We start from the raw sequence: 11317 nt of genomic DNA on the forward strand, positions 1-11317 counted from the left end.
GCACCAGGTTGCCCTGCTGGGCCAGCGTGAGCAGCACAAAGCCGAATTCACCCGCCTGCGCAAGGTACAGGCCGGTGCGCAGCGATACGCCGGCTGTTGCACCCAGCGAACGCGCCAGCGCGGTAACCAGCACCAGCTTGAAGAGAACAGGCAACGTCGTCAGCAACAGCACCAGCGGCCATCGTTCCAGCACCAGCCGCCAGTCCAGCAGCATGCCGATGCTGATGAAGAAAAGGCCCAGCAAAACATCATGGAAGGGCCGAATGTCGGTTTCGACCTGGTGCTTGTATTCCGTCTCGGAGATCAGCATGCCGGCGATAAACGCGCCCAGCGCCAGGCTCAGCCCGGCGCGCTCGGTCAGCCAGGCCAGCGCCAGCGTGACCAGCAGCAGGTTGAGCACGAACAGTTCTTCGCTTTTGCGCCGTGCCACGATGGTGAGCCACCAGCGCATGATGCGTTGCCCGCCGGTGAGCAGCAGCCCCACCAGCACGGCCGCCTTCAACCCCGCGATCGCCAGCGCCATCAGGAGCGCATCGGCGGGCGCCCCCAGTGCCGGAATCAGCACGAGCAACGGCACAACGGCCAAGTCCTGGAACAACAGCACGCCCATAACGCGCTTGCCGTGTTCGGATTCGAGTTCAAGTCGCTCCGACAGCAGCTTGACCACAATGGCGGTGCTGCTCATGGCGATGGCACCGGACAGCGCCAGCGCGGTCTGCCAGCCCATCTTCCAGAGACCGGGGGCCATGCTGGCAAGGAACAGCGAGCCCACCGTGGCCAGCACGATGGTCAGCGTAACCTGCAGCAGGCCCAGGCCAAAGACGTGACGCCGCATGGAGCGCAGCTTGGGCAGGTTGAACTCAAGCCCGATCACGAACATCAGAAACACCACGCCGAACTCGCCCAAATGCCTGACGCCGTCGGAATTTTGTGCCAGCGCCAGCGCGTTGGGCCCGATGACCACGCCGACCGCCAGGTAACCCAGCATGGGCGGCAGCTTGAGCGAACGGCATGCCACCACACCCAGCACAGCAGCCAGCAGGTACAGCAGGGTCAGTTCAAGCGCGCTCATGCGTTGATGGTAGCCGAGGATATTGCATGGCCTTGACCAATTGCAGGCGGCAAAGGCCCATTCGCGCGGGGGTTGGCCGGCGGGATGGGCCTGCCCGCCTCTATAGAATGCAGCCATGAGCCTTGACGCCGTGAATTTTGATGCCGAACAGGTGCTGAGCCTTGCCAGGAAGACTTTTGAAATAGAAGCCGCCGCTGTGCTGGGCCTGGTGGGACGGCTGGGCAATGAGTTTGCCCAGGCCGTGGAGTTGATGCTGCAATGCCGCGGCCGCGTGGTTGTCATGGGCATGGGAAAAAGCGGCCATATAGGCCGCAAGATTGCCGCCACACTCGCCTCCACCGGAACACCTGCCATGTTTGTGCATCCGGCCGAGGCCAGCCACGGCGACCTGGGCATGATCAAGGCCATCGACGTGGTGCTCGCAATTTCCAACAGCGGCGAGAGCGCCGAGTTGACGATGATCCTGCCGGTGCTGAGCCGCCAGGGCGTACCGTTGGTGGCAATTACCGGGGGCGCACAGTCCACGCTTGCCCGGCAAGCACGGGTAACGCTTGACAGCAGCGTGGCGCAGGAAGCCTGTCCGCTCAATCTGGCGCCGACGGCCAGCACGACCGCGCAGCTCGCCCTGGGTGATGCGCTGGCCGTCGCCCTGCTGGATGCGCGCGGTTTCAAGGAAGAAGACTTTGCGCGCTCCCACCCGGGCGGTGCGCTCGGCCGGAAACTGCTCACGCATGTCAGTGACGTGATGCGCAGCGGCGATGCGGTGCCGCAAGTGCTGGCCGACACCAGCTTCACCGACCTCATGCGTGAAATGAGCGCCAAGGGACTTGGGGCTTCTGCGGTGGTGGACGGCAGCCGGCGGGTGCTCGGTATATTCACCGACGGCGATTTACGCCGGCTGGTCGAAAAAGGCGTGGACCTGCGTAGCAGCAAGGCGGGCGACGTGATGCGCGCCAATCCGCGCACGATACAGCCGGATTCGCTGGCTGTCGAGGCTGTGGCATTGATGGAGCAGTACCGCATCACCAGCGTGCTGGTTGTGGACGACGCAGGGGTGTTGTGCGGGGCGCTGAATACCAACGACCTGATGCGCGCAAAAGTGATATGACGCTCGCACCCGTTATCTGGCTTGCGGTGAAACGATAGATGCTTACTCCAACACTGAGCTTTCCGCCTGAACTGCTGCTGYGCGCGCAGGGCATCAAGGTGGCATTTTTTGACGTCGACGGTGTACTCACGGATGGTGGCCTGTATTTTTCCGAATACCCCGACGGCCATGAACTGGCTGTGGTGTCGGGTGGTTATCGCGCTTCGGGCGAGATCGTCAAACGGTTCAACACGCTGGACGGCCATGGCCTCAAGCTGCTCCAGAGGGCCGGCATTACTCCCGCCGTCATCACCGGGCGCGATAGCCACGTGCTGCGCGCACGTTTGCAGGCACTCGGCATCACCCATGCCCATTTCGGTACGGAGGACAAACGCCCGGCCGCCGAGCTCACGCTGCAGGCCCTGGGGCTGGACTGGAGCGCTGCCGCAGCCATGGGTGACGACTGGCCCGACCTGCCCGTGCTCTCCCGTGTGGCGTTGAGCTGCGCGCCGATCAATGCGCACGCGGAGGTGCGCGCGATGGTCCACCACGTGACGCAAGCACCTGGTGGCCATGGCGCCGCACGCGAGTTCTGTGATGTGCTGCTGGTTGCCAGCGGACGCTATGCCGGGCTCCTTCAGGAGTACAGCCAGTGAGCACCGCGGCGAAGAACCGCGGCGCCCTGCTGCACCTGAAAAATGTGTGGCGACGCTTTCTGCGCGTCTGGGACAGCATGGCCATTTACATGCCGCTGGTGATGATGGGGGTGCTGGCGCTGGGTACCTACTGGCTTGTGCGCAACACCCCGATCTTCAGCACGCCGGAAGTGGCCAGGGAGGCGAGCCACGATGTGGACTATTTCATGCGCAAGTTCACCGTCAAGACGTTTGACGACGGGGGCCAGCTCAAGAGCGAAATTTATGGGACAGAGGCCCGGCATTTCGCCGACACCGACATCCTGGAAATTGACCAGGTGCGCATCCGCAGCATTAATGTGGAAAAGCGCATCACGACGGCTACGGCCAACCGGGCCTACACCAACGGTGATGGATCGGAAGTGCAGTTGACGGGCAATGCGGTAGTGGTCAGGGAGGCGAGCCAGGATGCGAACGGGAAGGAAACGCCGCGCATGGAATTTCGCGGTGAGTTTCTTCATGCCTTCCTGAATGACGAGCGCGTGAAGTCGCACAAACCGGTGCTGCTGATTCGCGGCACCGACCAGTTCACCGGTGACACTTTTGCCTACGACAACCTGGACCAGGTGGCCGATCTCAAGGGACGTGTCCGCGGCATTCTCGTCCCGCGTTCCGCGGCCAGCGCTGCAGGTGCTGGTACCTTGCCCACTCTCATGCCTGCACCACCCGTCAATCCGGCAAGCAACGCACCGGCGACCCGCTAACGCGACACTCTCTAATCAACGACTGCCCACCATGTCCAGACTCGTATTTATCACCGGCGCTTCCAGCGGTATCGGTCAGGCATTGGCACTGCGTTTTTATTCTGCAGGCTATCGGCTGGCGCTGGCTGCTCGCAGAACCGCCGAGGTCCAGGCCTGGGCCGAGACCCATGCCATCAGTGCGAGCCGCTACCAGGTCTACGGCGCAGACGTATCCGACATCGACAGCATTGTGTCCGCCGGCGAGGCTTGCATCGCCGCGCAGGGCGTGCCCGATGTGGTGATTGCCAATGCCGGTATCAGCATCGGCATGGACTCCGCGGTGCGTGCTGACCTTGAGGTCATGGCCCGGACTTTTGCGACCAACAATATCGGTGTCGCAGCCACCTTTCATCCGTTCATCGCCGGCATGGTTTTGCGAGGCACAGGAACACTGGTTGGTATTGGCAGCGTGGCCGGCATACGGGGCCTTCCCGGCCATGGCGCCTATTGCGCGAGCAAGGCTGCAGTCATCGCCTATTGCGAAAGCCTGCGCGGGGAACTGCGCCCCAGTGGCGTGAAGGTGGTGACGATTTGCCCAGGTTACATCGACACGCCGCTGACCCGCGAAAACCGCTATGCCATGCCGTTTCTGATGAAGGCCGAGGTATTTGCCGAAAAAGCGTTTGCCACCATCCAGGGGGGGTGCAGCTACCGGGTGATCCCCTGGCAAATGGGCGTGGTGGCCAAGCTGTTGCGTCTGCTGCCCAATGCGGTGTTCGACAAGGCTTTGTCTGGCCGCGCACGCAAGCATCGCCAGGGCGAGAGCTGAGAGCCGGGCGCCTTTGCGCGTTGCGCTATCAAAACAGGAGCTGCTCGCGCCCGTAAGTTGGGCGCTGCAAAGCAAAAAGGCTTCAAAACCGAAGTCTTGAAGCCTTTTAAGCGCTCTTCAACCAGAGGCTGAAGAGGGGGTTCTGCAGGGCTTAGTAGCCGCCGCGTCCACCGCCGCCGCCGCCACCGGAACGGCCACCGCCGCTACCGCCGCCGCCGTAGGGGCTGCGGAAACCGCCGTCGCTACCGCCGCCGCCGGAACGACCACCGCCGCCACCGCCGTAGCCACCACCGCCGGAACGATCGCCGCCGCCACCACCACCGTAGCCGCCACCACCACCGCCGCCGAAGCCGCCGCTACGTGGAGGACGTGCCTCCATGGGACGTGCTTCRTTCACGACAACGCTRCGGCCGCCSAGMGRCTGGCCGTTCATGCCGKTGATWGCWGCYTGKGCTTCKGCATCGYTGCCCATTTCGACAAAGCCAAARCCTTTGGAGCGACCGGTGTCGCGTTCCATCATGACTTTRGCGCTGGWGACAGMGCCRWATTGGCCRAAAGATTGTTGCAGGTCTTCGTCRCGGACSGAGTAYGGCAGRTTGCCGACGTAAAGTTTRTTGCCCATGAAGGGACTCCTCTAAAACACAAAAACAAAAGCGATGGGGTCCCGAAAGCACAACAAATCTTGATACGTACCGCYGTAGCGCGCGAAACTGACCGATCACCTAACSTGTGCGAATAGTGACACTCGCACCGGCATATTATGCGTCAGTTATCAAAAAGACAACCAGCCGGCGTTACGCCTGGGCCTCGCAAGCCCGCATAAACAGGGGCTTCCCGGGTTTGTTTACGATTTTTGTATCGACCTGCCGGCTGACTTGAAGGCCGCGGAGGGTAGCCCAAAGCACTTCTATTGAAGATGGCGCAACAAAAAGCCCGCGATGGGGTTTTCGCCCCAGCTACGCGGGTGTTTAACAATAAAGCGCTATTAGTGGCCCGAATTTACGGCCCCGCTTAATAAGTTAGCGCCTACTGTTGATGGATTTACCAATGAATAGAGGCTGCCGGAGCGAAGAAATCAGAGTCGTAAGTTCTCTCCGGACAGCCCTGATGCTGGAAGCGAGGATGTGTCCGTTAAAAGCCATAAGCAGGACAGTTGACGCGCGCGCGGAAGGAAAATAGTTACAAAAAATTGCAATGATTCAATCCGAATCAATATTTATTCGATGAGATGGCGACCGCCTTCGCCCGTTCGGCGGCGCGTTATTTGGGACGAATATCGGGCGGCAATTCGGTGGAGCCAGCCTCGGCAAGATCCGAATAGTTGCGCCACTGCTTCATCGCGGCGCGCATGGTCAGAATCTGGTTCTCAAACTTCGGGCAGGCATCGCAGGCCAGAAGATGCAGCTTGAGCGCGATATGGTCGGGCAAACGAAGCGCGCGGTCTTCCCGCGCGATCAGCAATGCCGCAGCCTCGCGGCAGGTGCGTCTTAACAGGGTAATGTTGGGTTTCACGTTAAGGGCTGGCCGTATCAGGTGCTGAGTTTGCCAAACCAGTGGATATTCAGGCACTCCTGCAGGCGCAGGCGGGCCCGATGCAACTGGACATACAGGTTGGTCGGTGTCAGCGAGAGTTCCTTACAGACTTCCTGCGAGGAAAGCTCCAGCCACTCACGCATCAGGAACAGCCGCCCCAGTGCAGGTGGCAGGCGTTCCATGCAGGCGTCCAGTACCTGGAAGAACTGAACCTGCTGCAGGGTCTGGTCCGGATTGCCCCAGTCGTTGGGCGGTTCGGTGAAATGACCGTCGGCCTGGAAAGAGAGCCGGTCGAGCTCGTCACCCTCTTCGTCGCCGCGGGCGTCCGGTACCGCCACCATGCGCGCATTGCTGCGGATCAGGTCAATGACCTTGTGCTTGAGAATGCCGACAAGCCACGTCTTGAGCTGGGAGCGGTTGCCGAAAGACTGCGGCTTGGACAAAGCCGCCAGCAATGTTTCCGACACGGCGTCCTCGGCCCATTCATCGTTGCGCAGCTGCAGGCGCGCAAAACGAAGGAGATAGACGCGGTGTTCAACCAGCTGCTCTTCAAAAGTAGGCATGGCCGAAAGTCTAGCGGCAGGTGTGATGCTTGTGCGCCGGAACGTGACGAAATTTACGCCCCAGGCGCGATTTTTAAAAGAAACGGGTCCAAACCCAATAAGGACGGGCGCAAGCAGCTATCAAATAAGTAGCAAAAGCGCCGCCTGCGTCGCCGCTACCAGTTGACTTCCCGGTCAGGTGTGGCGCCAATGCGGTGGACGGACAAATCCGCGCCCTCAAATTCTTCTTCCTGGCTCAGCCTGAGGCCCATCGTGGACTTGAGGACACCATAGACAGCAAAGCCCGCGAGCAGCGCCCAGGCCACACCCATGGCGCTGCCCAGCAACTGGGCGCCAAAGCTCACACCGCCCAGTCCCCCAAGGGTCTGGTTGCCGAAGATGCCGGCAGCGATGCCACCCCACAGGCCGCACAGGCCATGCAGTGGCCAGACGCCCAGTACGTCGTCAATCTTCCATTTGTTCTGTGTCAGCGTGAACATCACGACGAACACGCCACCGGCGATGCCGCCCGTCACCAGCGCGCCCAGCGGATGCATCAGGTCTGAGCCTGCGCATACCGCCACCAGGCCGGCCAGCGGCCCGTTGTGCACAAACCCCGGGTCATTCTTGCCAAACACCAGTGCGGCGAGCGTGCCGCCGACCATGGCCATCAGGGAGTTGACGGCAACCAGGCCGGAGATTTTGTCGATGGTCTGTGCGCTCATCACGTTAAAGCCGAACCAGCCCACGGTGAGGACCCAGGCGCCCAGCGCCAGGAAGGGAATGTTGGAAGGCGGATGCGCCGACACGGCGCCGTCCTTGCGGTAGCGGTTGCTGCGCGCGCCCAGCAAAATCACCGCCGGCAAGGCCAGCCAGCCGCCCACGGCGTGAACCACGATGGAGCCCGCGAAATCATGAAACTCCGCACCGGTCAGTGACTTGATCCAGGCCTGCACGCCGAAGTGCTGGTTCCAGACGATGCCTTCGAAGAAGGGGTAGACAAAACCGACGATGACGGCGGTCGCGATGAGCTGCGGGTAAAAACGCGCCCGCTCGGCGATGCCCCCCGAAATAATCGCCGGAATGGCTGCGGCAAAGGTCAGCAAGAAGAAGAACTTGACCAGCTCATAGCCGTTTCTAGCCGCCAGCTGCTCTGCGCCGACAAAAAAATGGGTGCCGTAGGCCACGCCATAGCCCACCACAAAATACACCACGGTGGACACCGAGAAGTCCACCAGGATCTTGACCAGGGCATTGACCTGGTTCTTTTTGCGAACCGTACCCAGTTCCAGAAAGGCAAAACCGGCATGCATGGCGAGCACCATGATGCCGCCCAGCAGGATGAACAAGGCATCTGAGCCCTGTTTTAGTGCTTCCATAAGTCCCTCTTCAGATGAAATTGCTATTTGTTGGTGCGATTTCAGAGAAATTCCCATAACCGCACCAAATACAAGCAAGAAATGCGCCTCAAGTGTGCGAATGAACAGCTGGGTGCACCATTTCAGCCTGAAAGCGCCTGGACGCCTGGCGATATAATGAAAGCTGTCATTGGGGAGTAGCCAGCCTTTCAATCCTGAAAGGGGCTTGCGTCAACAGACTTGTCCTTGGAACCTGTTCTTTCGGACATGGCGCAAGCGGTCTTCGGATCACGCGAGACCTTTGACTGCACAGCCTCCGCTTCAGGCCGGGGATGCCGTGCAGTCATGGGTTTTCGGCCGGAGTCTTTTTGAATGGAAGCTTTCCTCGTCTCCACGGGCATCGTCGCCCTCGCCGAAATGGGCGACAAGACGCAACTCCTCGCGCTTATCCTCGCTGCCCGCTTCAAGAAGCCCTGGCCCATCGTCGCCGGCATCTTTGTCGCGACCCTGGTCAACCACGCATTGGCCGGCGCCGCCGGCGCCTGGGTCACCACACTGATCGGCCCGCAAATGCTGCGCTGGATCCTGGGCGCCTCGTTTCTGGCCATGGCGGCGTGGATGCTGGTGCCCGACAAGCTGGACGCGGACGAAGAGGAAAAGCCGCCGCGTTACGGCGTGTTCTTCACCACCGTGCTGGTGTTCTTCCTGGCGGAAATGGGCGACAAGACACAGATCGCCACCGTGATGCTGGCCGCGCGCTACGACGCCATCGTCAGCGTGGTCGCCGGCACCACGCTGGGCATGATGCTGGCCAATGCGCCGGTGGTCTGGCTGGGCGAGCGCGTCACCCGCCTGGTGCCGCTGCGTGCGGTGCACATCGTCTCGGCGCTCATTTTTGCCGGGCTGGGGCTGGCGGCATTGCTGATGAAAGCATAAAAGAGACAAACAGCACTCCCCACCCAGCAGGGGCCGAGGAACCGGCTTTGCCGGGCCTCAGGCGCAGCGGCCCCCTCGGGGGGCAGGGAGTTACGCGAAGCGAACGACCGTGGGGGCCACATCCATCGGGGTATACTTTCATTAGCGCCGATTTGCTCAGCTTGCGGGCGCTTAAAAAGTACAGCTAAAGACGAACTCCAACGACCCGGACTCGCTTTAGCGATGCCGGGTTTTTTGTTTCTGCAGGTGATTTTTTGACACTTATTGCCACCCCGCTCAGCATGCACTTTGTAGAGGCCTTGCCTCTGCAGAGCGGCGCGTCGATACGCGCCTACGACCTGAGCTATGAAACCTACGGCGAGCTCAACGCGGACAAATCAAACGCCGTGCTGATCTGCCACGCGCTCAATGCCTCGCACCATGTGGCGGGCGTGTACCTCGATGCGCAGGGMCAGCCGATAGCCAAATCCGAAGGCTGGTGGGACACGATGATCGGCCCGGGCAAGCCGGTCGACACCGACCGCTTCTTCGTCATCGGCGTCAACAATTTAGGCTCCTGTTTCGGCTCCACCGGCCCCATGCAGCCCAACCCCGACACGCAGGAGCTCTACGGCGCCGACTTCCCCGTCGTCACGGTGCAGGACTGGGTCAGCGCCCAGGCCCGCCTGCTGGATCGCCTGGGCATCCAGACCCTGGCCGCCGTGATGGGCGGCAGCCTGGGTGGCATGCAGGCCCTGGCCTGGACRCTGCAATACCCCGACCGCGTGCGCCACGCCGTGGTGGTGGCCAGCGCGCCCAACCTCACCGCCGAGAACATCGCCTTCAACGAAGTCGCCCGCCGCGCCATCGTGACCGATCCCGATTTTCACGGCGGCCATTTCTACCGTCACGGCGTGTTGCCCAAACGCGGCTTGCGCATCGCCCGCATGATCGGCCACATCACTTACCTGAGCGATGACGTGATGAATGAAAAATTTGGCCGCCAACTGCGCCAGGCGGTGGAGGAAACCGTGAACGCCGATGTCCCCTACAAATACACCACGCAAGACATCGAGTTCGAAATCGAAAGCTACCTGCGCTACCAGGGCGACAAATTCAGCGAGTACTTCGACGCCAATACCTATTTGCTGATCACGCGGGCGCTCGACTACTTCGACCCGGCCAGAGCGCACGGCGGCAACCTCACCCACGCGCTGGCCCATGTGACAGCCAGGTTCCTGCTCGTGAGCTTCACCACCGACTGGCGGTTTTCTCCCGCGCGCAGCCGCGAAATCGTCAAGGCGCTGCTCGACAACCAGCGTGATGTGAGCTACGCCGAGATTGACGCGCCGCACGGCCATGATGCATTTTTGCTGGAGGACGACCGCTACCTGGGCGTGGTGCGTTCCTACTTCCAGAGCAAGGTGGCCGTATGAACCTGCCCGTCGAACTCAATGTGCAGCCTTCGGCCGATATGTTGTCGATCGCGCGGCTGGTGCCGCACGGCTCCCGTGTGCTTGACCTGGGCTGCGGCACCGGCGAGCTGCTGGACTACCTGATCCGTGAGCGCGGCTGCTCGGGCTACGGCGTCGAGATCAACGACGCCAACGTGCAGGCCTGCGTGGCGCGCGGCGTCAACGTGATCCAGCTCAACCTGGAAGCGGGCCTGGCGCTGTTTGGCGACCGCTCGTTTGACGTGGTGCTGCAGATCGACACGCTGCAACACCTGCACAACGCCGAAACCATGCTGCGTGAAACCGCGCGTGTAGGCCGCGCCGGCATCGTCGTGTTTCCCAACTTCGGCCACTGGCCCAACCGCCTGGCTGTTGCGCGCGGCCGCATGCCGGTAACGAAGGTGTTGCCTTACCAGTGGTATGACACGCCCAACATCCGTGTCGGCACGCTGCAGGATTTTGAAGCGCTTGCGCTGCAAAACCAGTTGCAGATCCTGGATTCCTTCGGCTTGCAGGATGGCCGCGAAGTCCGCTTTTGGCCGAATGCCCGCGCCAGCCGGGCGGTTTTCAAGTTCAAGCGTGAGTAGCGCCGGCGCTGTCTGATCGCTAACGCGGCTTCGGCCAAAAAGCAGACATAACCCGCAATTCCGAATGGGTCGGCCGGAATTCCGACCTGGCGCCCCCGCGCCTCCAAGTCGTGCTGGAGCATGTTGCGACGCGTTCGAAAGCTGTCAACAGTACGTTTTCAGCACAAATCTGCCGAGCCCTCTTGTAACGTTCATCACGTCATGAGATGATTGCTTCATGACTGACTGGCTGATCCTTACCGCAACACTGCCGACCACCCCAAGTGGCCTGCGGGTCCGGGTGTGGCGTGCACTCAAGGCTACAGGTGCGGGAACGCTTCGGGAGGGGGTCTATGTCCTTCCGGCCACCGCGCCCTCCGCCCTTGCTCTGCGGGAGCTCGCCAAGACGATTGCCGACGCTGGAGCTGACGCCTACTTGCTCGAATTKCGCGCGCGCGATGACGCCCAGGAACAGGCGTTCCGCGCCCTGTTCGACCGCTCCGAGCACTATGCAGAGCTCGTGCAGGCCGTGAAGGATGCCCGCAAGAGCATAGTGGCGGCCAGCGAAGCGGAACTCCACAAG

13 protein-coding genes and 1 riboswitch are annotated in these 11317 nt (G+C 61.6%); of the genes, 8 read left to right on the forward strand and 5 right to left on the reverse strand.

Going from position 1 to position 11317, the window contains the following annotated elements:
• Window positions 1-1072 (reverse strand): monovalent cation:proton antiporter-2 (CPA2) family protein (locus tag AC1DWI_RS04030; RefSeq protein WP_477724416.1); only part of this gene is annotated, 1072 nt, incomplete at its 3' end.
• 115 nt (window positions 1073-1187) lie between these two features.
• Here AC1DWI_RS04030 and AC1DWI_RS04035 point away from each other — a divergent pair.
• The 4 genes from AC1DWI_RS04035 (at window position 1188) to AC1DWI_RS04050 (ending at window position 4366) form a co-directional block, all read left to right on the forward strand.
• A complete protein-coding gene (locus AC1DWI_RS04035; protein WP_477670437.1) occupies window positions 1188-2180 on the forward strand; it encodes a KpsF/GutQ family sugar-phosphate isomerase in 993 nt (330 codons plus the stop codon).
• Window positions 2181-2218: 38 nt separating this feature from the next.
• A complete protein-coding gene (locus AC1DWI_RS04040; RefSeq protein ID WP_477724417.1) occupies window positions 2219-2815 on the forward strand; it encodes a KdsC family phosphatase in 597 nt (198 codons plus the stop codon).
• Between the two features lie 77 nt (window positions 2816-2892).
• On the forward strand, window positions 2893-3558 hold the full coding sequence (gene lptC, locus AC1DWI_RS04045) for an LPS export ABC transporter periplasmic protein LptC (protein WP_477670744.1): 666 nt from the start codon (window positions 2893-2895) through the stop codon (window positions 3556-3558).
• Between the two features lie 31 nt (window positions 3559-3589).
• The gene (locus AC1DWI_RS04050; protein ID WP_477670439.1) at window positions 3590-4366 is read left to right on the forward strand and encodes an SDR family oxidoreductase; all 777 of its coding nucleotides are present in this window, start codon (window positions 3590-3592) and stop codon (window positions 4364-4366) included.
• 151 nt (window positions 4367-4517) lie between these two features.
• Here AC1DWI_RS04050 and AC1DWI_RS04055 read toward each other — a convergent pair whose 3' ends face one another.
• The 4 genes from AC1DWI_RS04055 to AC1DWI_RS04070 form a co-directional block, all read right to left on the reverse strand.
• On the reverse strand, window positions 4518-4988 hold the full coding sequence (locus AC1DWI_RS04055; protein ID WP_477724418.1) for an RNA recognition motif domain-containing protein: 471 nt from the start codon (window positions 4986-4988) through the stop codon (window positions 4518-4520).
• A gap of 638 nt (window positions 4989-5626) precedes the next feature.
• Window positions 5627-5878, reverse strand: a complete 252-nt coding sequence (locus AC1DWI_RS04060) for a zf-HC2 domain-containing protein (RefSeq protein WP_477670440.1) — start codon at window positions 5876-5878, stop codon at window positions 5627-5629.
• Between the two features lie 17 nt (window positions 5879-5895).
• Window positions 5896-6462: a sigma-70 family RNA polymerase sigma factor gene (locus AC1DWI_RS04065; protein WP_457281906.1), complete on the reverse strand. Its 567-nt coding sequence runs from the start codon at window positions 6460-6462 to the stop codon at window positions 5896-5898.
• Window positions 6463-6617: 155 nt separating this feature from the next.
• Window positions 6618-7820 carry an ammonium transporter gene (locus AC1DWI_RS04070; protein ID WP_477670441.1) on the reverse strand — a complete coding sequence of 401 codons (1203 nt, stop codon included), beginning with the start codon at window positions 7818-7820 and terminating at the stop codon, window positions 6618-6620.
• A gap of 159 nt (window positions 7821-7979) precedes the next feature.
• A riboswitch (yybP-ykoY riboswitch) is annotated at window positions 7980-8166 on the forward strand.
• 5 nt (window positions 8167-8171) lie between these two features.
• Between AC1DWI_RS04070 and AC1DWI_RS04075 the strand changes: the two genes are divergently transcribed.
• From AC1DWI_RS04075 to AC1DWI_RS04090, 4 genes are all read left to right on the forward strand, one after another.
• Window positions 8172-8735 carry a TMEM165/GDT1 family protein gene (locus tag AC1DWI_RS04075; RefSeq protein ID WP_477670442.1) on the forward strand — a complete coding sequence of 188 codons (564 nt, stop codon included), beginning with the start codon at window positions 8172-8174 and terminating at the stop codon, window positions 8733-8735.
• A 254-nt stretch (window positions 8736-8989) separates the two neighbouring features.
• Window positions 8990-10150, forward strand: a complete 1161-nt coding sequence (gene metX, locus AC1DWI_RS04080; protein ID WP_477670443.1) for a homoserine O-succinyltransferase MetX — start codon at window positions 8990-8992, stop codon at window positions 10148-10150.
• The gene (gene metW / locus AC1DWI_RS04085) at window positions 10147-10755 is read left to right on the forward strand and encodes a methionine biosynthesis protein MetW (protein WP_477670444.1); all 609 of its coding nucleotides are present in this window, start codon (window positions 10147-10149) and stop codon (window positions 10753-10755) included. Before metX ends, metW begins: the two co-directional genes overlap by 4 nt.
• A gap of 217 nt (window positions 10756-10972) precedes the next feature.
• Window positions 10973-11317: Chromate resistance protein ChrB (locus tag AC1DWI_RS04090; RefSeq protein WP_477724419.1), on the forward strand; the 345-nt coding region annotated here is incomplete at its 3' end.

This window comes from Polaromonas sp. P3_C2, assembly GCF_056402675.1.